The 24,788-nt window shown below is 69.1% G+C and carries 23 protein-coding genes; 11 read left to right on the top strand and 12 right to left on the bottom strand.

Going from position 1 to position 24,788, the window contains the following annotated elements:
* The first annotated feature begins 130 nt into the window (after positions 1-130).
* Positions 131-2,281 (top strand): catalase, encoded by a 2,151-nt coding sequence (locus HYG95_RS07080; protein WP_181697185.1) that lies wholly within the window; start codon positions 131-133, stop codon positions 2,279-2,281.
* A gap of 43 nt (positions 2,282-2,324) precedes the next feature.
* Here HYG95_RS07080 and HYG95_RS07075 read toward each other — a convergent pair whose 3' ends face one another.
* A complete protein-coding gene (locus tag HYG95_RS07075; protein WP_067638546.1) occupies positions 2,325-2,672 on the bottom strand; it encodes a DUF6766 family protein in 348 nt (115 codons plus the stop codon).
* A 107-nt stretch (positions 2,673-2,779) separates the two neighbouring features.
* Here HYG95_RS07075 and HYG95_RS07070 point away from each other — a divergent pair, with 107 nt between their 5' ends.
* Positions 2,780-3,397 carry a LysE family translocator gene (locus tag HYG95_RS07070; protein WP_181697269.1) on the top strand — a complete coding sequence of 206 codons (618 nt, stop codon included), beginning with the start codon at positions 2,780-2,782 and terminating at the stop codon, positions 3,395-3,397.
* A gap of 9 nt (positions 3,398-3,406) precedes the next feature.
* Here the strand turns inward: HYG95_RS07070 and HYG95_RS07065 are convergent, their stop codons facing one another.
* From HYG95_RS07065 to HYG95_RS07050, 4 genes are read right to left on the bottom strand one after another with little or no spacing between them, the layout of a single operon-like run.
* On the bottom strand, positions 3,407-3,940 hold the full coding sequence (locus tag HYG95_RS07065; RefSeq protein ID WP_181697184.1) for a DUF4334 domain-containing protein: 534 nt from the start codon (positions 3,938-3,940) through the stop codon (positions 3,407-3,409).
* 11 nt (positions 3,941-3,951) lie between these two features.
* Positions 3,952-5,616 carry a GMC oxidoreductase gene (locus HYG95_RS07060; protein ID WP_181697183.1) on the bottom strand — a complete coding sequence of 555 codons (1,665 nt, stop codon included), beginning with the start codon at positions 5,614-5,616 and terminating at the stop codon, positions 3,952-3,954.
* Positions 5,613-7,061 carry an NAD(P)/FAD-dependent oxidoreductase gene (locus HYG95_RS07055; protein WP_181697182.1) on the bottom strand — a complete coding sequence of 483 codons (1,449 nt, stop codon included), beginning with the start codon at positions 7,059-7,061 and terminating at the stop codon, positions 5,613-5,615. The genes HYG95_RS07060 and HYG95_RS07055 overlap by 4 nt, the downstream gene beginning before the upstream one ends.
* Positions 7,058-7,852 (bottom strand): alpha/beta fold hydrolase, encoded by a 795-nt coding sequence (locus tag HYG95_RS07050; protein ID WP_181697181.1) that lies wholly within the window; start codon positions 7,850-7,852, stop codon positions 7,058-7,060. The genes HYG95_RS07055 and HYG95_RS07050 overlap by 4 nt, the downstream gene beginning before the upstream one ends.
* A 152-nt stretch (positions 7,853-8,004) precedes the next feature.
* On the opposite strand from HYG95_RS07050, the gene HYG95_RS07045 reads away from it, so the two are divergent.
* Entirely contained in the window at positions 8,005-8,670 is a 666-nt protein-coding gene (locus HYG95_RS07045) for a TetR/AcrR family transcriptional regulator (RefSeq protein ID WP_067489773.1), read from the top strand.
* Here HYG95_RS07045 and HYG95_RS07040 read toward each other — a convergent pair.
* Genes HYG95_RS07040 through HYG95_RS07030 form a run of 3 tightly spaced genes read right to left on the bottom strand, consistent with a single transcriptional unit; the run spans position 8,659 to position 10,899 of the window.
* Positions 8,659-9,312 (bottom strand): TetR/AcrR family transcriptional regulator, encoded by a 654-nt coding sequence (locus HYG95_RS07040; protein WP_181697180.1) that lies wholly within the window; start codon positions 9,310-9,312, stop codon positions 8,659-8,661. The genes HYG95_RS07045 and HYG95_RS07040 overlap by 12 nt on opposite strands.
* 31 nt (positions 9,313-9,343) lie before the next feature.
* Positions 9,344-10,432, bottom strand: coding sequence for an NAD(P)-dependent alcohol dehydrogenase (locus tag HYG95_RS07035; RefSeq protein ID WP_181697179.1), 1,089 nt, complete (start codon positions 10,430-10,432; stop codon positions 9,344-9,346).
* A complete protein-coding gene (locus tag HYG95_RS07030) occupies positions 10,432-10,899 on the bottom strand; it encodes a DUF4334 domain-containing protein (protein WP_067489764.1) in 468 nt (155 codons plus the stop codon). Before HYG95_RS07030 ends, HYG95_RS07035 begins: the two co-directional genes overlap by 1 nt.
* Before the next feature lie 93 nt (positions 10,900-10,992).
* On the opposite strand from HYG95_RS07030, the gene HYG95_RS07025 reads away from it, so the two are divergent.
* Entirely contained in the window at positions 10,993-11,544 is a 552-nt protein-coding gene (locus HYG95_RS07025) for a TetR family transcriptional regulator (protein ID WP_181697178.1), read from the top strand.
* Here HYG95_RS07025 and HYG95_RS07020 read toward each other — a convergent pair.
* Complete coding sequence (locus HYG95_RS07020; RefSeq protein WP_181697177.1) at positions 11,541-12,182, bottom strand: TetR family transcriptional regulator; 642 nt, start codon at positions 12,180-12,182, stop codon at positions 11,541-11,543. The genes HYG95_RS07025 and HYG95_RS07020 overlap by 4 nt on opposite strands.
* 119 nt (positions 12,183-12,301) lie before the next feature.
* Here HYG95_RS07020 and HYG95_RS07015 point away from each other — a divergent pair, with 119 nt between their 5' ends.
* Positions 12,302-13,279, top strand: coding sequence for an oxygenase MpaB family protein (locus HYG95_RS07015; RefSeq protein ID WP_181697176.1), 978 nt, complete (start codon positions 12,302-12,304; stop codon positions 13,277-13,279).
* On the opposite strand, the gene car is transcribed toward HYG95_RS07015, so the two are convergent.
* Positions 13,240-16,665: a carboxylic acid reductase gene (car, locus tag HYG95_RS07010; protein ID WP_181697175.1), complete on the bottom strand. Its 3,426-nt coding sequence runs from the start codon at positions 16,663-16,665 to the stop codon at positions 13,240-13,242. The genes HYG95_RS07015 and car overlap by 40 nt on opposite strands.
* On the bottom strand, positions 16,662-18,194 hold the full coding sequence (locus HYG95_RS07005; protein WP_181697174.1) for a carboxylesterase/lipase family protein: 1,533 nt from the start codon (positions 18,192-18,194) through the stop codon (positions 16,662-16,664). The genes car and HYG95_RS07005 overlap by 4 nt, the downstream gene beginning before the upstream one ends.
* A gap of 86 nt (positions 18,195-18,280) precedes the next feature.
* Between HYG95_RS07005 and HYG95_RS07000 the strand changes: the two genes are divergently transcribed.
* The 5 genes from HYG95_RS07000 (at position 18,281) to HYG95_RS06980 (ending at position 22,046) form a co-directional block, all read left to right on the top strand.
* Positions 18,281-19,030, top strand: coding sequence for a uracil-DNA glycosylase (locus HYG95_RS07000; protein WP_181697173.1), 750 nt, complete (start codon positions 18,281-18,283; stop codon positions 19,028-19,030).
* Between the two features lie 63 nt (positions 19,031-19,093).
* The gene (locus HYG95_RS06995) at positions 19,094-20,188 is read left to right on the top strand and encodes a Vms1/Ankzf1 family peptidyl-tRNA hydrolase (protein ID WP_181697172.1); all 1,095 of its coding nucleotides are present in this window, start codon (positions 19,094-19,096) and stop codon (positions 20,186-20,188) included.
* A gap of 18 nt (positions 20,189-20,206) precedes the next feature.
* Complete coding sequence (locus tag HYG95_RS06990) at positions 20,207-20,386, top strand: hypothetical protein (protein ID WP_181697276.1); 180 nt, start codon at positions 20,207-20,209, stop codon at positions 20,384-20,386.
* Positions 20,383-20,877 (top strand): hypothetical protein, encoded by a 495-nt coding sequence (locus HYG95_RS06985; RefSeq protein ID WP_181697171.1) that lies wholly within the window; start codon positions 20,383-20,385, stop codon positions 20,875-20,877. Before HYG95_RS06990 ends, HYG95_RS06985 begins: the two co-directional genes overlap by 4 nt.
* Positions 20,877-22,046 carry a zinc-dependent alcohol dehydrogenase gene (locus HYG95_RS06980; RefSeq protein WP_181697170.1) on the top strand — a complete coding sequence of 390 codons (1,170 nt, stop codon included), beginning with the start codon at positions 20,877-20,879 and terminating at the stop codon, positions 22,044-22,046. The genes HYG95_RS06985 and HYG95_RS06980 overlap by 1 nt, the downstream gene beginning before the upstream one ends.
* 3 nt (positions 22,047-22,049) lie before the next feature.
* Here the strand turns inward: HYG95_RS06980 and HYG95_RS06975 are convergent, their stop codons facing one another.
* Positions 22,050-23,132 (bottom strand): NAD-dependent epimerase/dehydratase family protein, encoded by a 1,083-nt coding sequence (locus tag HYG95_RS06975; protein WP_181697169.1) that lies wholly within the window; start codon positions 23,130-23,132, stop codon positions 22,050-22,052.
* Positions 23,133-23,269: 137 nt separating this feature from the next.
* Here HYG95_RS06975 and rfaE2 point away from each other — a divergent pair, with 137 nt between their 5' ends.
* Complete coding sequence (gene rfaE2, locus HYG95_RS06970; protein ID WP_181697168.1) at positions 23,270-24,754, top strand: D-glycero-beta-D-manno-heptose 1-phosphate adenylyltransferase; 1,485 nt, start codon at positions 23,270-23,272, stop codon at positions 24,752-24,754.
* The last annotated feature ends 34 nt before the right edge of the window (positions 24,755-24,788 follow it).

The following is a 24,788-nucleotide window of genomic DNA, read 5'->3' as shown; positions in this document are numbered from 1 at the left end:
CCGCTGGTCTGCGCGTACCCCCGATCCGACAGCCCAATCGTGTGGTTTGCCGACTCCTCGAGGCGGTATCCGCCAGTAGGTGTTTTCCCGATGCGAGCACGTCGATCCAGGACAGAAGGGTTGCGCATAGATGACAGAGCAGCAGCACATTCCCCCGGAGTTCACGCGCCCGCCGGTGCCGCCGGACGAAGACGGCGGGCAGTGCGAGCCGCCCGGTCCGAAACCGGACCAACAGGGGCCGGAGCTGCGCAGTCCCACCGGCGCACCCATTGCGGGTGAGGCGAATATCCGGGCCCAGCAGGGTGACGCGCTCACCACTCCGCAAGGGCTGCGCCAAGCCGATACCGATCATCAGCTCAAAGCCGGACCTCGTGGTCCGGTGCTGCTGCAGGATTTCCACCTGCGCGAGAAGATCACCCATTTCGACCACGAACGCATTCCGGAGCGGGCCGTGCACGCGCGTGGTGTCGGTGCGCACGGTGTCTTCGTGTCCAACGGTGCCGCCGCCTCGCTGACCCGGGCCAAATTCCTCGCCGCCGACGTTCGCACGCCGGTGTTCGTGCGATTCTCCACGGTGCTCGGTTCGCGCGGTTCGGCCGACACCGTGCGCGATACGCGCGGTTTCGCGACGAAGTTCTACACCGAGGAAGGCGTATACGACCTCGTCGGCAACAACATTCCGGTGTTCTTCATCCAGGAGGCGATCAAGTTTCCCGATGTGGTGCACGCGGCCAAACCGCATCCGGACCGGGAGATCCCGCAGGCACAATCCGCGCACGACACATTCTGGGATTTCGTCTCCCTGCACACCGAGGCCACCGCGCACACCTTCTGGAATATGTCCGACCGTGGGTTGCCGCGGTCGCTGCGGATGATGGAGGGATTCGGTGTCCACACCTTCCGGTTGGTCGCCGCCGACGGTGCCACGAGCCTGGTGAAGTTCCATTGGAAGCCGCGCCTGGGTGTGCATTCGATGCTGTGGGAGGAAACGCAGCTCACCGCCGGATTCGACCCCGATTTCCATCGCCGCGATCTGGCGGACGCCATCGAGGCGGGCTATTTCCCGGAGTGGGATCTGGGTGTCCAGGTCTTTCCCGACACCCCCGAGCAGGTGTTCGAGGATATCGATCTGCTCGATCCGACCAAGCTCGTGCCGGAGGAATTGGTGCCGGTGCAGGTGATCGGCACCTTGCGGCTGACGGCGAATCCGGTGAATTTCTTCGCCGAGACCGAACAGGTGGCGTTCTGCCCGAGTCATCTGGTGCCCGGTATCGAGGTCACCGACGACCCGCTGTTGCAGGGCCGGTTGTTCTCCTACCTCGACACCCAGCTCAGCAGGCTCGGCGGACCGAATTTCGCGCAGTTGCCGATCAATACCCCCCACACCGCTGTCAACGACATGTTCCGCGACGGCATGCACCAGACCGCGGTGCACACCGGCCTGGCACCCTACAAACCGAATTCGCTCGACGGCGGGTGCCCGTACGCGGCCAGTTTCGCCGGTGAGGCGTATGTCGAATCGCCGACCCCGATTCCGCCGCCGCAGGCGAAGCTGCGCACCTCGGCGAACACCGACAAGGCGCAGGTGTCGTTCGCCGATCATTTCTCCCAGCCGCGCATGTTCTATCGCAGCCTCACCGCCGGTGAGCAGCACCGCCTGGCCGATGCCTTCTCGTTCGAACTGGGCAAGTGCACGTCGGTGACGGTGCGCGAGCGCGCGGTGCAGATGCTGGTCAATGTCGACGAACAGCTGGCCGGGTATGTGGCGAATCAGCTCGGTGTCGATGTGCCCGCGCCGACGGCCAACACCGTCGATCTGGCGCCGAGTCCGGCGTTGTCGCAGAAGCGCGGGGCGTTCCCGGTCGACGGGCGGACCGTGGCGGTGCTGGTGGACGAGACCAGTGCCGGTGGGGCGGTGCAGCAGGTGTGCGCCGATCTGGAACAGGCCAAGGTGCGGCCGTTGCTGGTCGCCGCACACGGCGGCGAGGTGGAGGGCCGCAAGGTCGACCGCACGTTCGCCACGATGCGCTCGATCGAGTTCGACGGGTTGATCGCGTTGGGCGCGCCGATCGATCCGAGGGTGGATGTGCTGGTCAACGAGATGTGGCGGCACGGGAAGGCGATCGCGGCCGTCGGTGCGGCGGCGAGTCTGCTCCAGCGCAACGGTGTCGATGCCGACGCGCCGGGTGTCGCGGTGGCCGAGGCGCCGCAGACCGTGACGCAGGTGGTCACCGATCTGGGTGAGCACCGCGCCTGGGATCGGATCGAACCGCGCGGATGAACCTGTCGTGCCCGGTCCGCGGTGCGGGCCGGGCACGCTGGTGTCAGTCTCCGGGCACCTCGGTCTGCCGCTCGGGCGGGACGAGATAGGCGCGCAGATCGTCGATCTTGGATTCGATGCGTTCGGCGTTCTCGGCGTCGACGCGGAATATCCAATGTTTGGCCCCGAGCAGCAGCACGGCCTGGAAGACCAGTTGGAACCATTCGCTCTGCCAGTTCTCGAAGGTGCTGGCCAGGAACTCCGGCCAATACCCCGACCACTGGAATGGTTGCCCCTGCTGTTGCTGAGTGTTGCGGTACTCGATGAGCTGGAACACGAACTGCGCGCCCCACGAGCCGATGAACAGCAACATCAGCAGGTAGACAGCTCCCCAGCGACGAAAATGTGCCATGAACGGCAGATACCCGGCAAACCGGTAGCGACACAACCAGGCCGTCCGCCCCCGGATGTCGTTCCCGATCCGCGCCGTCAGGGACTGCGCGCTGTTAGGTTCGGATGATGGTGCCGATCCCCCATGTGATCGCCTTCGCCGGTGCGGCGTTGCTCATCATCGTGATCCCCGGCCCGAATGTGCTGTTCGCGATCGGGCGCGCGCTGACGCTGGGGCGCAGACAGGCACTGCTGTCGGTTCTCGGCTCGGTCGCCGGTTCCGTCATCCCCCTGGCCGTCGTGGCGCTCGGGCTCGGCGCTGTGCTGATGACCTCGACGATCCTGTTCACGGCGGTCAAGGTGATCGGCGCGCTCTATCTGATCTACCTGGGCGTCACGGCGATTCGTGACCGCAAGAAGCTGGTGCTCACCGCAAGCACCGACAGCGGTGGGAGATCTATGCGGCAGGGGTTCATCGTCGGTGCCACCAACCCGAAGACTGCGGTGTTCTTCGGCGCGGTCCTGCCGCAGTTCACCGCCCCCGAGGCGGGACCGCTGCCGGTGCAGATGCTGATTCTCGGCGCGATCTTCCTGCTCATCCAGATGACCTGCGACGGTGTGTGGGCCGTCGCCGCGGCGACCGCGCGGGGATGGTTCGCGCGGTCACCGCGACGGCTCGAGGCTGTGGGCGGTGTCGGTGGGGCGATGGTCGTCGGTGTCGGCGCCGGTGTCGCGTTCGCGCGCTGACCTGCGCGGTCAGTCGCGGGTGAGGATGAAGAAGTAGGGGTCGGGGAGGCGCCGGTAGTCCATGATGCCAAGGACCGTGGTGGGGTCGACACGTCGGAAGGTGTCGATGATGGGCAGATGGTCGTAGATCATCGCGGTGGTGACGGTGCCCCGGTGGTTGATCTCCCGCAGGCGGGCGCGATGCCGGGCGGTGCGCAGCGTGGGCGCGAACAGGTCGAGGCGTTTGCGGGTCTGCTCGATGAGTGCGGTGGGGATCTTGTCGACCAGTCCCAGGGGGATGCGTTTCGGGTCGACCGGGAAGATGTCGCCCTTGGGGGTCGCGAACAGCAGCGGGTGAACGTTGTCGGGGCCGTCGAATTGTTTGCCGTACCAACCGGAGGCCGCGAGCAGGCCGTCGAGCCGGTGGCCGGTGGCCAGTTCACGGCCGTGCCAACGGCCGGTGAGGTCGGTGGGCGCGACGGGTGGGAGGCTGTCGAACAGGGCGAGCGCGTCGTCGCGGCGGCAGGCGGGTTCGAGTGCTGCCAGACGGTCGGCGGCGGACATGCGGGTTCCTCTCAGACGGGCAGGCGAAGGGCGCCGGGGGCATCCGCCGGGACGGCGGGACGGCTCGGCGCGACGGGGGTGATGCGCCGGTAGGCGGTCCCGAGCTCGGGGCGTGGATCGGCCTCACCCTTGTTGGGCCAGAACGCCATGGCGCGTTCGGCCTGGGCGGTGATGGTCAGTGACGGGTTCACGCCAAGGTTGGCGGTGATGGCGCTGCCGTCGGCGATGTGTAACCCCGGATACCCGTACACCCGCTGATAGGGGTCGATGACCCCGGTGTCGCGGGAATCGCCGATGGTGCAGCCGCCGATGTAGTGGGCGGTGGCGGGGATATTGAAGATGTCGGTGGCGATATTGCCCGTGATGGCATCGGATTTGCCGGCGTAACGGCGGGCGATGTCATGGGCGAGCGGGATCCATTCCGGATTGGGTTCTCCCGCACCCTGTTTGGTGACCAGCCGTCGCCCCTTCAGATACGAGGTGAGCGAGTTGTCCAGCGATTGCATCACCAGCAGGATCACCGACCGCTCCGAGGCACCGCGCGCGTTCTGCGACCGCAGGAACTGCACCGGATGCAGCAGCATGGTCAGCAGCAATCGCAGGAACCGGAATGCCCCGCCGTCGACCATCGGCACCGTCTGCACGAACAGCGCGTTCTGCCCCTTGCCGTAGGTGCAGACCTCGACGTGGGTCTGAGGTTCGGGGTGGATCGAGGACGTGATGGCCACACCCTGGGCGAAGTGGCGCCGGGTCTTGCTGGTGACGCCGATGATCGCCTCGGAATTGCTGCGCGTCAATTCACCGAGCCGCGAAGACAATTCGGGCAGGGCACCATTGCGGCGCAGGGTGTGCAGCAGCTTCTGGGTGCCGAGCGCGGCGGCCGCGAACACCACCTGTTCGGCGGTGAAGGTGCGGCGGTCCTTGCGCAGCAGGCCGTTGGAGCGCACGGTCTCCACCCGGTATCCGCCGGTGCCGTCGGGGGTCACCGAGGTGACCGTCGTCAGCGGATGCACCTGTGCGCCCTGGCTTTCGGCCAGGTGCAGGTAGTTCAGGGTGGTGGTGTTCTTGGCGTTGTGTTTGCAGCCGGTGAAGCATTCCGAGCAGTGGATGCAGCCCGCGCGGCGCGGTCCGGCACCACCGAAGTAGGGGTCCTCGACCTCGACCCCTTCGGCGCCTTCGTTGAAGAACACGCCCACGTGGGTGCGGTGGAAGGTCTCGGCCACCCCGAGATCGGTGGCGACCTGCAGCAGCACGTCGTCCTTGGGGCCCAGTTTCGGGTTCTCGACCACGCCGAGCATCCGTTTGGCCTGGTCGTAGTAGGGGGCGAGTTCGGATTTCCAGTCGGTGATGTGGGACCAGGCGCGGTCGCGGTAGAACTCGGGCAGCGGCTCGTAGAGGGTGTTGCCGTAGATGAGCGAACCACCGCCGACACCGGAACCGCTGAACACCAGGCACTTGCCGAGCGCACTGATGCGCTGTGGGCCGGTCAGCCCCAGGCGTGGTGCCCAGATCGCTTTGGGCACATTCCAGTTCGTCTTCGGGTAGTCCTCGGCGTTCCAGCGGCGACCGGATTCGAGCACACCCACCCGGTAGCCCTTCTCGGTCAGGCGCAGGGCGGTCACGCTGCCGCCGAATCCGGAGCCGACGACGATCACGTCGTAGTCGTAGCTGGTCATGGAACCATCACCTCGTAATCGGCGGGATCGAACCGCGCCTGTTTGCGGTATTGGACTCCCAGCAGGGGCCAGTTGGTGGTAATGCGGCCGTCGGCCTGGCGGTACCAGGACGAACACCGGCTCCACACACTGTCTGCCAGGAGTTCCTGTATGCGGGCGTCGTAGGCCTTCTCCACCTCGGGGCGCACGGCGAGGGGCCGGCCGGTCGCCGCGAGATGGGCGACGTAGCGGCCGAGGTACTTCGCCTGTGCCTCGAGGAAGTAGATGATCGAGCCGCCACCGGTGTTGGTGTTGGGCCCGTACATGATGAACAGATTCGGGAACCGGGGCACGGTGACGCCGTAGTAGGCGCGCGCCCCCGCCTGCCACTCCTGGCCGAGCGTGCGGCCGCCCGCTCCGGTGATCGTCATGGGTGCGAGGAACTCGGTGGTCTTGAACCCGGTCCCCCAGATGATGACGTCCACCGCGTGCTCACGTCCGTCGACGGTGCGGACACCGGTGGGCGTGATCTCGCTGATCGTCTCGGTGCACAGTTCCACGTTCGGCTCGGTGAGCGCGGGAAGGTAGCTGTCGGAGAACAGGATTCGCTTGCATCCGACGTCGTAGCCGGGCCACACTTTCTCGAACAAACCCGGCACCGCCTTGGTCTGGCGGCGCATGTGCCACTTCGACCAGGCCCGGATGGCGCGGGCCAGGGGCCGGGCGTAGACCCAGGCCAGGCTGAGCCCTTCGACGACGCCGTACCAGGTGCCGCGTTCGGCCAGCTCCGTGGCGGGCACCTTCTCGAACATCCGGTGGTGCAGGCGCCCGAATTCGCGGTCCGGTCGCGGGATGATGTAGGGCGCGGTGCGCTGGAAGACGGTCAGACTGCCCACGCGTGGCTGGATCTCGGGGACGAATTGGATCGCGCTGGCACCGGTACCGATCACCGCGACCCGTTTCCCGGTGAGGTCAACGTCGTGGTTCCACTGGGCGGAGTGGAAACTGCTGCCTGCGAAGGTCTCGCGGCCCGGGATGTCGGGCAGGGCCGGGCGCGAGAGCTGCCCGACGGCGGAGACCACGACGTCGACGATCACCGTTTCACCGCCGACCAGCGACACCGTCCATTTGCCGGTCGCGTCGTCGTAGGCGGCGCCGAGCACCTCGGTGCCCAGACGCAGGTGGCGGCGCACATCGTAGGTGTCCACGAGCCCGCGGATGTAGTCGAGGATCGCGGGTTGGCGCGAGAACCGGTGCGGCCAGCGCGGATTGGGCGCGAAGGAGAACGAGTAGAACGGCGAGGGCACGTCACAGGCGGCACCGGGATAGGTGTTGTCGCGCCAGACCCCACCCACCTCGTCGGCCTTCTCGAAGACGACGATGTCGTCGAAGCCCCGCTTCTTCAGTTCGATGACGGCGGCCAGGCCGCCGAAACCGCTGCCGATGACCGCGATGGACGGTGTCATGCGTTCCTCTCGAGGATCAGACGCGCGCATTCGCGCGGCGCGTCGCTGAACGGCAGGTGCCCGCAGCCGGGCAGGTCGATGTGCCGGGCGAACGGGAGCACGGATCGGGCGTGGGCGCTCTGGGTGCGGTGCACGAGGACCACATCGCGGGTACCCCAGGCGATCGTCACCGGGATGTCGGTGAGTGCGCCGAAGTCCTGGTCCGGTGACAGCACGTAGTTGTCGAAGTCGTCGCGGGCGGCGGTGAACGCGTCGGCTCCGGCGAGTCCGGCCAGGTCGAGCCGCGCGGCGGTCGGGGTGACCAGGGTCGGGCGGCCGAACATGGCCGAGAGCAGCAGCACCCGTCCGGCCCGGTGATCCACCGATCGGGCCAGGACCGGGCCCGCTGCCCGCGCGGCGCCGCGCATGCCGGTGAGCAGTGTCTTGGTCCATCGCAGTCCGGCTCGGTCGTAGAAACCGATCGGGGAGAACGCGGTGACCGCCGAGGCGATTCCGGTGCGACCCAGTTCCAGCGCGATACCGCCGCCCATCGAACTGCCCACCAGGTGGGGGCGCTCGATCTCGTTGTCGGACAGCCACTGCGCGAGCCAGGTCGCGTACCCGCGTGGTCCCGGTTCCACGCCGGGAACGATCGGCGACTCGCCGAAGCCGGGCAGGTCGAGCGCGATCACCTCGTGTTCGGCGGCCAGCGCGTCGATGATCGGGGCGAATACCTGCCATCGGCTGCCGAGACCGTGCACAAGCACGATCGGTGTGCCGGTTCCGCGGCGGTGGTGGGAGATCTGCGTCATCGCAGCCCTTCGTGCAGGAAACAGTTACTGCGTACGGTTTCTTGATTTCACCAGCCCGGGACTCCCCCGTCAATAGCGAGTTATCGCCGGGTGTGTCGGAGACCGCGCTCACAGTATCGCGCAACTATTCGTCAGGGCGTACGATTTCTTGCGTGACCGAGCAACGCCCCCGCCGCACCCAGGCGCAACGCCGCGCCTCGACCCGGGCCCGCATTCTGGCCTGCACCGCCGAGTGCCTGCTCGAAAGCGGCTACGCGGCAACGACGGTGAGCGCCGTGCAGGAACGCGCCGGATTGGCGCGCGGCACCGTGCAGCACCACTTCCCCACCCGCGCCGAGCTGCTCGTGGCCGCCACCACCCAGGTGGTCGACCAGCGGCTCGAGCAGTTCCGTCGCGAGGCCGAACTGCTCCCGCCGGGCCGCGACCGGCTGCAGTCGGTGGTCGACCTGGCCTGGCGCGACCTGAACAGCCCGGCCTTCTTCACCGCCCTTGACCTGTGGGTGGCCGCGCGCACCGACGCCGAACTGCGCGACCGGCTCGTGCACGAGGAACAGCGGGTGTTCACCGAGATGCGCAGGCTCTACCTGGAGGTGCTCGGCGAGCCCTATGCCGCCGACCCGCGCGCGGAGTTGCTGGTGGAGTTCACCATCGACCTGCTCACCGGCCTGTCGATGACGGCCATGCTCACCGGCACCCTCGGCGAACGCGAAGCCGTGGTCCGTCGCTGGAAACGCGCACTCGCGGTGCTGGTCGGGCAGCTGCCCAGCGACGAACTGCTCGACGGCAGCCCGTTGCCGCTCACCGCGTCAGCGGGCTGAGCCCTTGGTGTCGCGGTTGACGACACCCACCGACGACAGCCCGTGCCAGCACAGGGTCACGGTCATCTCGACGGCCTCGTGCTTGGGGATCGGGCGGCCCGCGTCGAGCCAGTGCCGTGCCGTGGAGTGGCTGGCGCCCACGAGGCTGAACGCGCACGCGAAAGCGCGCACATCGTCCATGCCCGCGGCGCGCAGCTCGGCGCTGACCAGGACCGCGCAGGTGTTCATGGCATCGCGCACCCGCCACTGCACGCACGGTTCGCTCGGCACCGGTGATTCGAAGACCAGCGTGTGCCCGCCCGCGTCCTCGTCGACGAAATCGAAGTAGGCGCCGACCGCGCGGCGCACCTTCTGTTCGCCCTTGGTGCCTGCCAGTGCGTTGCGCACACCCTCGACCATGCGGTCGAGGTAGCGCTGCAGGACCGCCAGGTAGAGGTCGAGTTTGCTCGCGTAATGGGTGTAGAGGACCGGTTTGCTCATGCCCGCGCGGCTGCCGATGTCCTCCATGCTCGTGCCGTGGTAGCCGTAGGCGACGAACACGTCACGGGCGGCGTCGAGCACCACCTGGCGCCGTTGGGCACGGGCGGCGTCCACACTCGCTGCGGGTTCGGTCGCGAGGTCTTCGCTGTGGAGAATCGTCATGCGTTGTCCTCGGTCTCGCGGGTCGGGCCGTTCACCATGTCAGCACCGGCTTGATGACCTTACCGGTGCGCTGATCGTGCAGAGCGGCGGCGATGTCGGAAGCGGGGTAGCGGCTGAGGAGTCGATCGACCGGGAACCGGCCCTGCGCGTGCAGGTCCAGCAGGTGGGGAATGAAGGTCGCGGCAACGCTGTCGCCTTCCAGACAGCCGCGAATCGTCTTGCCCTGCAAGACGATATCGCCGACATCGATGGGTGGGGCACCGCGGCCGAGACCGACGGCGACCACGGTGGCGCCGATACCGAGGGCGGCGACCGCGTCGCCGAGCACGGCCGGTATTCCCGTGGTGTCCACGGCGTGGGTCGCGCCGCCGCCGGTGAGCTCACGCACCCGCGGCGCCGTCGCTTCCCCTGCGGGGTCGACGGCGGCGCGCGCACCGAGCTCGAGGGCGAGTTCCCTGCGCGAGGAGGATGTTTCGACGACGACCACCTCGACGTCGGGCACCGTGCGCGCGGCGAGCAGGGCGGCCATGCCGACCGCGCCCGCACCGTAGACGACGAGGCGGGCGCCGGGTTCGGGGCGAAGCACGTTGAGGACCGCGCCCGCTCCGGTCTGGAATCCACACCCGAACGGCGCGGCCAGGGCCGGGTCGACGGCGGGGTCGACGACCACGGTGTTGTCCTCGCTGCTCAGCGCGTAGCCGGCCAGACTGGATTGGCCGAAGAACCCGGACATCACCGGTGACCCGTCGACCAGTACCCGAGGGGTGTCGTGCGCGCGGCGACCGAAGTTGTTCAGCGTGGTCGCGTGCAGGCAGTAGGCGGGTCGGCCCGCGCCACAGTTGGCGCAGTCGCCGCAGTGGCGGAAGGTGAGCACGACGTGGTCTCCGGGCCGGACGGCGCGCACTCCCGGCCCGACGGCCTCGACGACCCCGGCACCTTCGTGCCCGAGCAGGATCGGCCGGTCGGCCGCACCGGCGCGCCGGGTGGCCAGGTCGGTGTGGCAGATGCCGGTGGCGGCCATCCGGACCAGGATCTCCCCGGCGCGCGGCTCGTCGATCTCGACCGTCTCGACGGAGAAGTCCGCCGACGGGTCGCGCGAGAGCACGGCCGTGGTGCGCATCAGCTGTCCCGTTCCAGCAGGAAGTAGAAGTACTGCCCGCCCGCGAGGACCAGTTCGGGGCGGCCGTTCATGATGCCCATCAGGGTGTTGTCGTCGAGCCATTTGAAGTGGTCGAACACCGGGCGACCGTCGTAGACCATCGTGGCGGTGACCTCACCGCGGAACTCGATGTTCCACAGCGTCGCCTCGCCCTGCCCCATCTCGACATTGGAGAACAGGGTGCCGTCCTCGGCGCGGCAGATCAGTGGTTTGGCGTCGTCGAGGGCCAGGAAGGTCTTGCCGTACCAGCGGCTGGCGGGCAGCGCTTTGCACAGCCGGTGACCGGTCTGGAAGGCGTCGCCGCGCCACTGCCCGAGGATGTCCTCGGCGCGGGCCGGGCGTAGCCGCGTCCAGATCTCGTCGAGTTCGGCGGTGGACACACCCTCGTTCTGTGCCCGGAGTTGTTGCCAGCGTGGCTGTTCGGCCATGGGTGTCCTCGTCTCGCCGTTACCCGAACCAGGTGGTTCGGGATTGACCATAGTTCCGAACCAGATGGTTCGGCAAGGGGTAACATCCAGCGCATGCGAGCGGCAGGTGAGGCAACCAGGGAGCGAATTCTCGCCGCGGCCAAGGCGGAATTCGCCGAATTCGGCATCGCGGGCGCGCGGATCAACCGGATCGCCGAGGCCGCGCATGCCAGCAAGGACCGCCTCTACGCCTATTTCCCCGGCAAGAAGGAGCTCTACGCCGCCGTCACCGAACGCTGGGCCAGCGAAGCCTCCGCCCGCACCGCCATGCGCGCCGAGGATCTGCCCGGCTACGTCGGACGCCTCTTCGACCATTTCCTCGCCAATCCCGACGATGCCCGCTTGCAGGCCTGGGCCGATCTGGAACCGGCCGAGGAGGAGGTGGCGCGCGCGTTGCGCGAGATGGTGGCGAGCAAGCTGGCCGAGCTGCGGCGCGGGCAGCGCGAGGGGCTCGTGACCCCCGATATCCCGGCGGCACTGCTGCTGCGCATGCTCACCGACCTGGCCCGCACCACCGCCGTCCATGCCGCCCAAGCCGGTGGTGAACACGTGGCGACCCAGCGCGCGGCGACCGTCCTGGCGGCCGCGCGCATGGTGGCCCCCTAGACGCCGGGGACGGTTTCGACCTGCAGCAATTGACGGGCGATCAGGTCGGTGAGATGAGCGCGGGTGGTGTCGAATTCCCCGCGTAGCCAAGCCGCGACGAGTTCGAGCGTTCCGCTGACCACCGTGTAGGCGGCCATGTCGGTGTCCAGCGGCGTGGACATCGGTGACGGGTGCAGCTCGCGGCTGACCGCGGCCATAGCCCGGGCGATGGCGTGCTGGGTGGCGAGCCGGGCCCGCTGTAGAGCTTCGGTGCTGTGGGCATTGAGCAGCAGCGCGTGGCGGCGTGGGTCGTCGAGCAGGAAGCCGAGCGCGGCATCGGCGGCGGCATGGACCTGGCTGTGGATGTCGGGTTCGGCCGCGTGGGTGGCCGCGACGACGGCGGCGATGCCCTCGGCGGTGAGCTCTTCGACGAGGGTGGTGAGCACGGCGTCGCGATCGGCGAACTGTTCGTAGAAGTAGCGGTCGTTGAGCTTGGCTCGTGCGCAGACCGCGCGCTTGGTGACGGCGGGCGCACCCTCGGCGGCGAGCAGCTCGAGGGCGGCGTCGAGCAGGGCCGCGCGCCGGCGTGCGCGGCGTTCGTCGGCCGCCACTCCCCCGTAGGCGCGGGGGGACGTCGCGGTGTCCTCGCTCTTGACCATGACCCCATTGTGGTGCACGCTGACACCACACGATTTTCTGGTGTCGCATGGCACCAGAATTGCGGAGGGGTGCCGACCGGACCCATGCGGTCGCGGCGCCGGAACAAAGGAGTTCACCGATGACCTGTCCCGTGTCTCATCAGCCCGCCTCTACCGATGATGGTGTGCCGCACGATGTTTCGTCTGCGGTCGAGAGATTCGAGCGGGTGGGCGGGTCGGTGCTGTTCGGGCTGTTCGCCGTCGGGCTGTTCGACCAGCCGATGCTGCCACCGGTGTCGGCGGCGCTCGAGGCGACGGGACGGTCCAGGTATCAGCCGTGGGCGCGTGCGGTGCGCACCGCCGCCGCCGACCAGCTCATCTACCACGGCACCGAGGCCGACGCGGCCGCCGAGGCCGAGCGCCTGATGCTGCTGCACCGTGCGGTCAAGGGCGTCGCCCCCGACGGGCAACGTTATTCGGCGTTCGAACCGCAGGCCTGGAACTGGATTCTGTACTCGACGTTCTTCGTTCAGCGCGGCGCCTATATCGCGTTGACCAACACCGAGCCGACGGCCGCGCAGAATCAGGCCCTCTGGGATCACTACCGGCGCAAGACAACCGGGCTGCACCTGCGCGGCCGCAACGCTCCGATCGAGGACTACCGCGAGCTGGTCGCCCACTACGAACGGATGGCCGCCGAGGAACTGCGGGTGACCCCGGCCCTCGAAGCGGCCACCGCGTCGGTACGCCACGCGCCGCGCCCGGATTTCCTGCCCGCGCTCACCGGTCCGCTGTGGCGGGTGGGTTCGCCGGTGCTGAGCCATGTGGTGATGCTGCTCGGGTGCGGCATCATGCACCCGAAGGTGCGGGCCCGCATGCCGATCACCTGGACAGCCCGCCACGACACCGAGTTCCGGCTACTCACCGCGCTGCTGCGGACCGCGTTCGACCGGCTGCCCGCCACCGTCACCGATTCACCGATGGCTCGCAACCGCCGCCGCTACGAACGGCTGGCCGGCAAGTACCGCCGGGTCGGGCTCACCTCGTTCGCCCCCGACCCGGCGTTGCGGCCCGTCGGCTACGCCGACACCGAGCCGGTGTCGAGCAGTCCGAGCTGAGCCAGGTCGCGCACATACTTGCCGATCAGGTCGCGTCCCAGTTGCGGAATGTCCGGGACGCCGGCGATCTCGGCAGCCCGCACGGCGGCGCGGAAGCCGTCGGCGGGCAGCGCCGAGCCTGCCAGCGGGCGGGCCGGATGCCGGTAGGCGTGCAGCAACGGCAGCAGGGTGTGTTTGCGTCGCGGTTCGGGCAGGGCGCGCAGGGCGGTGCTGAAGCGCTCGAACCATTCGTCGTAGTCGTCGATGCGGTCGATGTGGTGCCCGGCCTCGATCAGCCAGTCGACGAAGTCGTCGAGGCAGATGCCGTCGTCGTGGGGGTTCACGACATCGTAGGTGCGGTATCCGGCTGTCGGGGCCAGAGCGGTGACGGCGGCGGCGACGAAGTCGGCGGGCAGCCCGTCGTAGTGGGCACGACGGCGCCGCCCCTCGGAATCGGTGCGGTAGAACGACTTCGGTGCCAGCCCGGTGACGAGCACACTGAGCAGCAATCGGGTGAACACGTCGGGCACGTTGAGCTGACCACGGTAGCGGCGGTGGGCCAGGATCATGTCCGACCGGAACACCGCGACAGCCAGCCCGAGCCGGTCGGCGGCTTCACGCAGCAGCACCTCACCGGCCCATTTGCTGTTGCCGTAGCCGTTGGCGTAGCCGGTGTCGAGGCGGCGCACAGGGCTCATCGTCCGCACGTCACCGTCTTCGGTGAAGTCGGTGATCTGGGCGGCGACGGCCACCGTCGACAGGTAGCCGACCGGCTTGCGGGTGGTGGTCGCGGCCAACCGGATGATCTCGGCGGTGCCGACCACATTGGGTCCGAACAGCTGGTGGTAGGGCAGCATGTGGTTGACCAGCGCCGCCGAATGCACGATCAGGTCCACGTCGCGGGCCAGGCGCTGCCATACCTGTTGGGGCAGACCGAGTTCCGGTGCACCGATGTCACCGGGCAGTACCTCGAGGGCGCGGTCGGCCAGCGCCCGGAAGTGTTCGGTGAGGGTGGGGTCGCTGTCGTAGGCCGCGTCGAGGCGGGCGCGCGCCGAATCGGCGTCGACGCCGCGCACCACACAGATCACGGTGCCACCGAGCGAGGCCACGCGTTCGAGCAGGTCCAGTAGCAGGAATCGGCCGAGGTAGCCGTTGGCGCCGGTGAGCAGCACGGTCCGCGCGGGCGTCGCGGCCTTCGGCAGGTCGGGGGCCGCGGTGATGGTGCCGGTGTCGAGGAATTTGTCCAGGGTCAGATCCGCCGCCCGGATCTCGGTGGCGCCGCGGCCGTGGATCGCCTCGGCGTCGAGGGTCGCGGTGCCTGCGGTGATGTAGCGGGTGAGGGCGGCGAGAGTGCTGTCGGGGCCGAGCAGGACGTTGACGGGGACGTCGACGTCGAGGAGTTCGCGCAGCAGTGTCGAATACGACAGCGCCGCAAGCGAATCACCGCCCAGGTCGGAGAATCGGGTGTCGGCGCGCAGGTCGGCGGGATCGCAGCCGAGTATCGCGCCCGCTGCCCGTGTGACGACCTCGGACACGGCGAGGCCGGGGGCGTCGGCACGTAACCGGCGCAGTTCGTCGTCTTGGCGTCCGGCCAGATCGTCGTAGAGCTGTTCCAGGCGCTGTCCGTAGCGCTCTTTCAGCTTGGGCCGCAACAGCTTTCCCACCCCGGAGAGCAGTCCGTTGTCGACGGTGAACGGTTCGGGTTCGACGAGGAAGGCGCGCGGAATCTCGTACGGTTCCAGCTGTGCCCGCACCGCGGCCCGGTGCAGTGCGTCGCTGATCGCGGCCTTGGCCTGTTCGGCGGGCAGCGGGCGGGCGGGGACGACGACGGCGAGCAGGAACGCGCGATCACTGCTGCCGTACACATAGATCTGATGGATCGGATCCTCGCCGGCGAACACCGCTTCCAGACGCGAGACCGTCACGAACTCACCCTGCGACAGCTTGATGACGTTGTTGCGCCGGTCCACATAGGTCAGCCGGTCCGGGCCGAGTTCGGCGACGATGTCGCCGGTGCGGCAGAAACCGTCGGCGTCGAACACCTCGGCGGTGACCTCGGGGCGCCGGTAGTAACCGGCGATCATGGTCGTGGTCTTGAGCAGCAGTTCGCCACGCGGGTAAGGCTTGTCGGTGCCGAAATAGCCGAGTTCGGGGACGTCGACGAGCTTGTAGTCCAGCACCGGCGGGCGCATGACCCGGGTGTCGAAGATGACGCCACCCCCGGTCTCGGTCGACCCGTAGCCGTCGTGCAGACGCAGCTCGAGCACCGATTCGACGAACGCGCGCAGTTCCGGTGCGATGGGGGCGCTCCCACACGACACCGTCAGCAGGCGACCACCCAGGAGTTGTTCGCGCAGTGACGTTTTCACCTGGTCGTCGGTGAGTTCGGGGTGGTGTTCGCGGGTGCGGCGGTAGTGCTGCTGGATCATCTCGCACACGCGCGGGACGAGGAAGATCTCGGTGGGCCGCACCAGGGCGATGTCGTCGAACAGTGTCGAAGTGTCCGGTGCGGCGGTGAAGTAGGCGGTGCCGCCCCGGGCGAGGGCGGCGTTGAGGGTGAGCCTGGCCGCGATGTGGCTCATCGGCAGGAAGTTCAGGTTGATGACCGCGTACGGGCGCACCGGCTGCCACCCCGCGGCGACGAGGCGGCGGGTGTACATCGCGCCCTTGGGTGTTCCGGTGCTGCCGGAGGTGTAGATCAGCAGAGCCAGCGCGTCGTCGTCGGGTTCCAGGCGGGGGGCAGGCGCGGCGGCCAGCCCTTGTTCGACAGTGTCCGCGAGAGTGCGTGTTCCGGGGAAGTCGTGGCGCGCTTCGTCGAGTAGTTCGCGATGCCGGTGGTCGTCGGCGAAGTAGTCGAACACCACGAGTGTCGTGGCACCCGGGGAAATCACCTCGACAGCTGTGCCGAGATACGCGATGTCGACCGCGAGGACCTTCGGTGTGGTCTCGTCGAGAATCGAACGCAGCTGGGTCGAGCTCGCGCCCGACTGCAGTGGCACGGCCACCGCTCCGAGGTGGATCACGGCCAGGTCGAGCACCGTGTAGTCGACCCCGGTGAATCCGAGCATCGCCACGAAGTCTCCGGCGCGCACCCCGTCGGCGTACCACGCCGCCGCCACCGCCCGCGCCCGGTCCCAAAGTGTGCGATAGGTGATCGTCTCGAAGTCGGGGACGATCCGCCGCACCGCTCCCCCGCAGGCGTCGGGCACGAGTTCGGTGCGCCGGAACCCGAGCGCGGGCCGGTCGGCGTACCCGGTCATCGCCGCTTCGACGATCTCACCGAGCGGCAATCCGGGTGTGGTGACGGTGGCGTGCACCTCGTCGGAGGGGCGCGCGGCCCTGACCTGTGGGTCCTCGGTGAGCAGTGCGGTGAGGCGCCGCGCACCGGTGTCCTGGTCGAGGGTCATCCGGCGTTCTCCGTCCTGGTCTGCCCGTCGGTCGGGGCGGCGATGCGCACGCCTTGCCACGCACGGCGGATGGCCGGGTCGGGATCGATGAGGACGCGGGTGGGGTGGTCGAAGATCTGGGTGGCCCGGTGGTCGGCGGTGTAGGCGGGCCAGGCGGGCAGGGGGCTGCCGGTGCGGGCGAAGCTGAGCCAGTTGTCCTGCATGGCGCGCTGGACCGAGAGGAACGCCCGGTACCCGCCTGCCGCGGTCATCATGCGCCCGACCGGGGTGTTCACCCAGCCGAAGACGGGGATCAGGTCGAGGGCGTGGGTGGCGCCGAAACCGGCCAATCGCAGTGCGCGCGGGGCGAAGTCGAAACGGTAGGCGTAGGTGGGTGCGTGGGGGCTGTGTCCTTCGAGGACCTCGAGGGTGGGGCGCAGGAACATGAAGTCCCCGCCGATGCGGACGGCGGTCGCCGGGCTCGGGTAGCCGGGGTAGCAGGCGGCGACACGTTCGAGGGCACCGGCTTCGCAGCGGGCGAAGGTCGTGGCCAGCTGGTCCTCGGTGTGCGGTACCGCTTTCACGAAACGCTGGAACAGGGTCGCCTCGTCGCGGTTGGTGCCGACGATCAGCGGCACCCGGTGCGCCCGGCCGGCGACGATCGCGTCCAGCGGCGCCTCGGGCAGGAACTCGCCGTCGGCGACCGGGGCGTAGGCGAAGCTGCCGGGTTCCTCGCGCATGGCCCGACCCAGCGCACGGTCGGTGGCCCGGCACAGCGCGCTCGCCGAGGTGGTGGTGAGGGCGGTGACGGCGTCGGCCGGGTCGGCACCCAGTCGCTCGAGGCAGCGGCGGGCGAAACGGTGCGCGTCCTGCCGGGTCATCGTCCAGTCGGCGGGGGCACTCTGGGCGATGGCGCGGTGGAACAGGCCGCGCGCGGCGGGGGTGGCCATCAAGCTCACCACGGCGTGCGCACCCGCCGATTCACCGAAGATGGTCACATTGGTGGGGTCGCCACCGAAGGCAGCGATATTGCGCTGCACCCATTCCAGCGCGGCCACCTGGTCGCGAAGTCCGAGGTTCGCGTCGAAAGGGCGCTCCGGCGTGGAGAATTCGCTGAAGTCGACATAGCCGAGACCACCGAGCCGGTAGTTCACCGACACCACGATCACGTCGCCACGGACCGCGAGGCGGGCGCCGGAGTACATGCTAGAGGTGCCGATGACATATCCGCCGCCGTGGATGAACACCATCACCGGACGCGGCGTGTCCGACGATGCCGCCGGGGCGGTGACGTTCAGGGTGAGACAGTCCTCGCCCACCGGTTGCCAGGTGCGCGGGCCGATGCGGGCCCCGCTGGGGTGCTGGGTCGCCGCGAAACGGAAGCGGTCGGCCGCGCGCACGCCGGCCCAGGGACGCACCGGCTGGGGTGCGCGCAGGCGCAGGTCGCCGACAGGAGGGGCCGCGTACGGTAGGGCGCGCCAGCGCACGACGCTGCGGCCCGCTCGACCGCGCACGACTCCGTCGGCGGTCACGATCTCGATGGGCATCATCCCTTCACAGTACGTGGTACCGCCGGTACCACGTGGGTGGTTCGGTAGGACGGGTTACCGGATTTCCCACGACCTAGGATGGGACGATGGCCGCCGAACCGAGCGACCCGGAGCAGGCGCCGCTCGCGGCGGGCGATGCGGGCACCCTCGCCGAACTCGATGTGCTGGTGTCCTCGTGCCGGGCTTGTCCCCGCCTGGTGGCGTGGCGTGAGCAGGTGGCGCGCGAGAAACGGGCCGCGTTCCGCGACGAGGACTACTGGGGCAGGCCGGTGCCCGGTTTCGGCCCCGACGATGCCCGGATCCTGGTGGTCGGGTTGGCCCCGGCCGCGCACGGCGGTAACCGGACCGGGCGCATGTTCACCGGCGACGAGAGCGGCAATGTCCTGTTCGCGGCCCTGCACGCGGTCGGCCTGTCGACCGGTTCGCACCCGATCCGCGCCGACGACGGCATCGATCTCATCGATCTGCGCGTCACCGCGCCCGTGCACTGCGCGCCGCCGCAGAACAAGCCGACCCGCGACGAAACGCTGCGCTGCGCACCGTATCTGAGCCGGGAGATGGAACTGCTCGCCACCACCTTGAAGGTGATCGTGGTCCTCGGCGCCTTCGGATGGCAGGCGTTGTTCACCGTCCTCGCCGAAGGCGGCTGGACCATCCCCCGCCCGCGCCCCCGCTTCGGCCACGGCGCGCAGGTGGTCCTCACCCACCCGGACGGGCGAACGGTGACAGTACTCGGCTGCTACCACGTGAGCCAGCGAAACACCTTCACCGGCATGCTCACCCCCGCCATGGTGCGGGACGTGCTGCGGCAGGCCAAGTCGATCGCCGGCTCCTGACCGGCCACGACGCGAAATCCGGTCGGGGTGGTTCGGGTGGGGAAGCTCGGGTATGCGCGCGGTGTGAACAGCATTCGAGAGATCGCGGAAAGGCGCGGGCCCTTCGCTGTCGTGTACATGGATGCCTCACACGACACCGAGGACGCCGCGCATCAACTGGAGCTGCGACGACGGTCCATCAGCGGTCGCCTGCGGGAAGCGGGAGCCAGCGCGGAGATGATCGCGCTGTTCGACCGGGCCGTCGCCGAGGGTCCGCCCGGGCGTGGGCGGGCCGGACGGGTGTTGATCATCGACGATCACAGCGTCCATGCCGACGAGCTGCTGCCCGAACCGCCGGCTCGAGAGGTCGTTCGGGTGTCACCGCTGCCCTATCTGCTGCCGTTGCTGCGCCACCACGAGGAACTGGTCCCGCATGTGGTCGCCGTGGTCGACAAGGTCGGCTGCGACCTGACCGTCGTCGACGAGAACGGGTCGGTCACCGAACGCAGCGTCGACCAGGACCCGTATCCGGTGCACAAAACCGGTGGTGGGGCATGGGCACACCGGTCCATGCAGCAGCGCGTCGAGGAAACGACCCGGCGGACCATCGACGAACTCGCCGAGCAGGTGAGCACCGAGGCCGAACAGGTGCACGCCGAGGTGATCGTGGTCGCCGGTGAGGTGAGTGCGCGCAACGCCCTGCATCACGCGCTGCCCGAACACGGGCCGACGGTGGTCGAGGTCGAGGCGGGCGCCCGCGCACGGGGCAGCGACCCGGGCGAACTGGAGACCGCGGTCCACCGGGTGGTCGCCGAACAGGCCCGCCACGACATCGAGGAGGTCCTCGACACCGTCGCCGCCGAGATCGACCGCCCCGAGGGGCTGGCCGTGTCCGGTCTGGACGCGACCGCCGAGGCATTGCGGATGGCGCGCGTGGACCGGTTGCTCATCGACCCGGACCGGCTCGGTGACCGCACCGTGCTGGTCGGCGCCGATCGGGCACAGGTGAGCGTGGACCTGCACGCCCCGGCCGGCTGGACCGGCAGCACCGCCCCACGACAGTCCTGCCGCGCCGACGAGGCACTGCCCGTCGCGGCGATCCTGACCGGTGCCGAGGTCATCGTCACCGGCGGTGTGCCGTCCGAGGACGGTGTCGCCGCCCTGGTCCGGCACCGCTGAAACGCACAAGGAGGCACGATGGTCATCGAACGAGGCAACACCAAGCACGGTCCGGCCCACGACGAGGAACTCGCGCACGAGCTGGACGGCACGATCAAGGGCAACCGGTCGAGCCGGGCCGAGGAGTGGCGCGACCCCGAGCCACCCGCCGACGACGACCCGGAAACCGGCATCCGCCCCGACACCCGAACCCCGTGACCTGGTTCGAGGACCGGATCGGGCAGCTGCTGCACAAGGTCGCGCCAACGGCGGGGGCCAGCGTGCACGCGGTGACGATCGCGCGCCCCCGCGCGGACGTCGAACAGTTCTGGCTCGATCCGGCGAACCTGTCCTCGGCGCTGGACGGCATCGCCCACGTGGAATCGACCGCCCCGGACCGGTTGACGTGGTCGTTCGTCGAGAACACCGCCGCTGCCGCGCAATGGGTGAGCCGCACCGTGCGCGCCCCCGGCGAGATCCGCTTCGTCGGCGGCCGCGACCCGGCCGGCCGTTCCCAGATCCGGCTGACCTTCGCCGACGCCCCCGGCGATCTGGGCACGGAGGTGACGATCCGTGTCACCAGTCCACTGCCAAAACAGCTCACCGGGCATGCCGCGTTCACCGCCCTCTACCGGGCGCGCGCGATTCTGCAGACCGGGGAGGCGCCGACCCTGACCCACAATCCGAGCGGACGCGAGCAGGAGGACTGATGCGAGCACTGTGCTGGAACGGCGTGAACGATCTGGCCGTGGAGACGGTGCCCGATCCGCGCCTGGTCAACCCGCACGATGTGATCGTCGCGGTCCGGTTGAGCACCACCTGCGGTTCGGATCTGCATTTCATCGACGGCTACCTGCCCGGTATGCGCGAAGGTGACGTGATCGGGCACGAATTCATGGGCGAGGTGCTCGAGGTCGGCGACGCGGTGGAGCGGATCGCCGTCGGTGACCGGGTGGTCGTGCCGTCGTTCATCGGGTGCGGCACGTGCTGGTACTGCGGCGCCGGGCGGTATTCGGCCTGTGACACCACCAACCCGAATGCCGCGGTGCAACAACCGATCCTGGGTTTCCCGTCCGGCGGGATCTACGGCTACACCCATCCCTTCGGCGGCTATCAGGGCTCGCACGCCGAATACATCCGTGTGCCTTTCGGCGATGTGAACTGTTTCCCGATTCCGGAGTCGATCACCGACGAGCAGGCCCTGTTCTGTTCCGACGCGCTGCCGACCGGGCTGATGGGCGCCGAATTCTGCGACATCTCCCCCGGTGACACCGTCGCGGTCTGGGGCAGCGGCGGCGTCGGGTTGATGGCCGCTCACACCAGCCGTCTGCTCGGCGCGGGCCGGGTGATCGTGATCGACCGCGTCCCCGAACGCCTCGAGCTGGCGCGCCGGCACGCGGGCGCCGACACCATCGACTACGCCAGTGTCGACAGCGTGCCCGCGACCCTGCGCGAGATGACGGGCGGGCGCGGGCCCGACGCCTGCATCGACGCGGTCGGGATGGAAGCGCACGGCACCGGCGTGCAGCACCTCTACGACCGGGCCAAGCAGTTGCTGCGACTGGAAACCGATCGGGCCACCGCGTTGCGCGAGGCGATCATGTCCTGCCGCAAGACCGGGGTGGTGTCGGTGCTCGGCGTGTACGGCGTGACCGACAAATTCCCGATGGGTGTGCTCACCAACAAGGGGCTGACCCTGCGCACCGCCCAGCAGTCCGGTCAGCGCGACGTGTCACGCATGTTCGAGTTCATCACCAGCGGGCAACTCGATCCGTCGTATCTGATCACCCATGATCTGCCGCTGTCGGACGCGGTCGCCGGATACGACATCTTCAAGAACGACAAGAGCGAATGCGTGCGCGCGGTCTTCCGGCCGTGACGTTCAGCGGTGGGCGTGGCGGGTGAGCTGGTCGACCGGGTCGTGTCCGCCGACGCCGGAGGCGAATTCGCGGTAGCGCAAGGTGCCGCCGGCGTCGGCGGCCAGCGGTGGGGTGTCACCGCCCGCGCCGTCGACGAATCCGTGCAGCACCTCGGTGAGCGCGTCGGCGGCGCTGATCCTCGGCGTCCAGCCGAGTTCGGTACGGGCGCGGGTGGTGTCGAGCAGCGGTAGATGCATCATCGCGTCGAACAGTTCCGGAGTGGCCGGGACCAGCCGCAACCACCAGCCCACCGTGAGCGCGGCTTTCACCGCGCGGGGCGGGACGGGAAACGTCCTGGTCCGCAGGATGCGGGTGATGGCGTCGCGGTCGATGACGTCGTCGGCGGCCAGATTGAACGCACCGCGCACCTGCTTGGTCACCGCCATCGCGTAGGCGCGTCCCACATCGCTGCTGTGCAACGCCTGGAACCGCATTCCCCACGGATACGGCAGCACGGGCAGCACTCCGGGCCGGATCAACCGGTTGGGCAGCAGCGGTCCGGCGAACAGGCGGCGCTGTTCGCTGGCCGAGTCGTACTGGAAGGTGAACGCCGGACGCATCCGCACCACCCGGATGTCGGGGTTGTCGCGTTCGAAGATGTCGAGAAGCCGCTCCACATAGGACTTCTCGGCCATATAGGCGGCGGCGGGCCAACCTTCGGTCGGCCAGCTCTCGGTGACGGGTTCGTCGTCCTCGCGCGGTGCGTACGCTCCGACCGAGGACGCGTAGATCAGCGCGGGTACCTCCGCCTCGGCGACAGCGGCCAGCACCCGTTCGGTGCCGTCGACATTGGTGTGCCAGGTGTCGAGCGGCCGGTGCGTGGGCTGGAACACCCAGGCCAGGTGCACCACCGCGTCCGCACCGCGGAACAGCGAGACCAGATCGGCGTCGCGCACGTCGGCGCCGACCCAGTCGACCCCGGCGAGCCCACGGTCGGGTCTGCGCCGTGCCACTCCCAGCACCGACGTCACCGCCGGTGTGGTGGTCAGTGCGTCGACCACCGCCGTGCCGACATTGCCTGTCGCTCCCACCACGACCACACGCATCGCACACCTCCTCGGCTCGGTTCGCATCCTCGCCATACCCGCGCCGGTGCCGCCGACACCGATCCGCACCGATCTGTTTGACCCGCCGCGCACGTGGAATCGCTTCGACGACGACCACCGCCCGAGGGAGGACGCCCATGCCGTTCGACCGGACCGATCCAGGCTTCCGCGGACCAGGCCCCGAATCCGTCGATCACGTCGCCGCGCGCCGCCCGCGTGTCGTCGTCCTGGGTGATGCCGTCCTCGACGTGTGGAAATGGGGACGCTGCCACCGGTTGTGCCGGGAGGGCCCGGTGCCGGTGGTCGATGTGGCCGACACCGCGAAAGTGCCTGGGGCGGCGGCGAATACAGCGGCCAACCTGGCCGCACTCGGCGCGCAGGTGCAGATGGTCGCCACGGTCGGTGACGACGACGCCGGCCACGACCTGCGCGACTCGTTGCGCCGCGCGGGAGTGGGAACCGACACCGTGGTCACCGACCCGACCCGGAACACCGAGGTGAAGGTGCGGGTGATGGCCGACGAACAGATCCTGCTGCGCTACGACGAGGACTGTGCCCCGGCGCCCACCGACACGACCGCGCTGCTCGCCGCGCTCGACACCGCCCTCGCCGATGCCGACGCGCTGCTGATCTGCGATTACGGCGTCACCCTCGACGACACGATCCGCGGCGCCCTGTGCGCGCGCCGCGACAGTCTCCCGCTGCTGGTCCTCGACGCGCACGAACCGGCCCGCTGGCAGGCGCTGCGGCCCGACCTGGTGACACCCAACGCCGAGGAGGCCGCGGCCCTGCTCGACACGACGGCACACACCGATCACGCGCAACTGTTCATCGACCGCCGCGACGAACTGATGGCCCGCACCGGAGCGGCCGCGGTGGTGGTCACCCTCGACAAGGACGGCACCGTCCTGCTGGTGGACGGCAAGCCCGCGCACCGGACCTGGGCGGTGGCGGTGCCGGAGAACCGGTCGGCCGGTGCCGGTGACACCTTCGTCGCCGCCCTCACCGCCGCCGTACTCGACGCGATGCCGCTGACGGGTGCGGTCGAATTCGCCCAGGCCGCCGCCGATGTGGTGTTGCGCAGCCCCGGTACCTCGGTGTGCCGGTGCCCCGATCTGCGCGCCCGCCTCGGCGGCGAGGGCTCCGGAGTCCTCTCGCGCGACCGGTTCATCGCGACCGTGCGCCGCGAGCGAGCCGAGGGCGCCCGGGTGGTGTTCACCAACGGCTGCTTCGATGTGCTGCACGCCGGTCACATCGCCTGCCTCAACGAGGCCAAGAGCCTCGGCGACATCCTGGTGGTCGCCGTGAACTCCGACAGCAGTGTGCGCCGACTCAAAGGCCCCGAGCGGCCCGTGAACACCGCGGGCGACCGGTGCGCGGTGCTGGCCGCCCTGAGCTGTGTGGACCATGTGACCGTCTTCGACGAGGACACCCCCGCCGAGTTGCTGCGCGCCACCGAGCCCCAGCTGTATGTCAAAGGCGGCGACTACAGCCCCGACATGCTGCCCGAGACCGCTGTCGTCACCGAATACGGCGGTCACGTCCGGGTTCTGAACTACCTCGCCGACCACTCCACGACGACGATGATCGACCGCATCCGCGGCCGCGTGGGAGAACGATGAGCGATGCCGGTACGGATCCACACCCGGCGCGCGG

The organism is Nocardia sp. GTS18 (genome assembly GCF_013839555.1).
GTDB classification, from domain to species: domain Bacteria; phylum Actinomycetota; class Actinomycetes; order Mycobacteriales; family Mycobacteriaceae; genus Nocardia; species Nocardia rosealba.
Note: the sequence above shows the minus strand (reverse complement) of the source record. Positions and strands in the feature narration are given on the sequence as shown.

What these genes read in the sequence shown, in the direction of transcription:
- HYG95_RS07080 (WP_181697185.1), top strand. Translation starts at nt 131, where the DNA reads ATGACAGAGCAGCAGCACATTCCCCCGGAGTTCACGCGCCCGCCGGTG.
- HYG95_RS07075 (WP_067638546.1), bottom strand. Translation starts at nt 2,672, where the DNA reads ATGGCACATTTTCGTCGCTGGGGAGCTGTCTACCTGCTGATGTTGCTG.
- HYG95_RS07070 (WP_181697269.1), top strand. Translation starts at nt 2,780, where the DNA reads ATGGTGCCGATCCCCCATGTGATCGCCTTCGCCGGTGCGGCGTTGCTC.
- HYG95_RS07065 (WP_181697184.1), bottom strand. Translation starts at nt 3,940, where the DNA reads ATGTCCGCCGCCGACCGTCTGGCAGCACTCGAACCCGCCTGCCGCCGC.
- HYG95_RS07060 (WP_181697183.1), bottom strand. Translation starts at nt 5,616, where the DNA reads ATGACCAGCTACGACTACGACGTGATCGTCGTCGGCTCCGGATTCGGC.
- HYG95_RS07055 (WP_181697182.1), bottom strand. Translation starts at nt 7,061, where the DNA reads ATGACACCGTCCATCGCGGTCATCGGCAGCGGTTTCGGCGGCCTGGCC.
- HYG95_RS07050 (WP_181697181.1), bottom strand. Translation starts at nt 7,852, where the DNA reads ATGACGCAGATCTCCCACCACCGCCGCGGAACCGGCACACCGATCGTG.
- HYG95_RS07040 (WP_181697180.1), bottom strand. Translation starts at nt 9,312, where the DNA reads ATGACGATTCTCCACAGCGAAGACCTCGCGACCGAACCCGCAGCGAGT.
- HYG95_RS07035 (WP_181697179.1), bottom strand. Translation starts at nt 10,432, where the DNA reads ATGCGCACCACGGCCGTGCTCTCGCGCGACCCGTCGGCGGACTTCTCC.
- HYG95_RS07030 (WP_067489764.1), bottom strand. Translation starts at nt 10,899, where the DNA reads ATGGCCGAACAGCCACGCTGGCAACAACTCCGGGCACAGAACGAGGGT.
- HYG95_RS07025 (WP_181697178.1), top strand. Translation starts at nt 10,993, where the DNA reads ATGCGAGCGGCAGGTGAGGCAACCAGGGAGCGAATTCTCGCCGCGGCC.
- HYG95_RS07020 (WP_181697177.1), bottom strand. Translation starts at nt 12,182, where the DNA reads ATGGTCAAGAGCGAGGACACCGCGACGTCCCCCCGCGCCTACGGGGGA.
- HYG95_RS07015 (WP_181697176.1), top strand. Translation starts at nt 12,302, where the DNA reads ATGACCTGTCCCGTGTCTCATCAGCCCGCCTCTACCGATGATGGTGTG.
- car (WP_181697175.1), bottom strand. Translation starts at nt 16,665, where the DNA reads ATGACCCTCGACCAGGACACCGGTGCGCGGCGCCTCACCGCACTGCTC.
- HYG95_RS07005 (WP_181697174.1), bottom strand. Translation starts at nt 18,194, where the DNA reads ATGATGCCCATCGAGATCGTGACCGCCGACGGAGTCGTGCGCGGTCGA.
- HYG95_RS07000 (WP_181697173.1), top strand. Translation starts at nt 18,281, where the DNA reads ATGGCCGCCGAACCGAGCGACCCGGAGCAGGCGCCGCTCGCGGCGGGC.
- HYG95_RS06990 (WP_181697276.1), top strand. Translation starts at nt 20,207, where the DNA reads ATGGTCATCGAACGAGGCAACACCAAGCACGGTCCGGCCCACGACGAG.
- HYG95_RS06980 (WP_181697170.1), top strand. Translation starts at nt 20,877, where the DNA reads ATGCGAGCACTGTGCTGGAACGGCGTGAACGATCTGGCCGTGGAGACG.
- HYG95_RS06975 (WP_181697169.1), bottom strand. Translation starts at nt 23,132, where the DNA reads ATGCGTGTGGTCGTGGTGGGAGCGACAGGCAATGTCGGCACGGCGGTG.
- rfaE2 (WP_181697168.1), top strand. Translation starts at nt 23,270, where the DNA reads ATGCCGTTCGACCGGACCGATCCAGGCTTCCGCGGACCAGGCCCCGAA.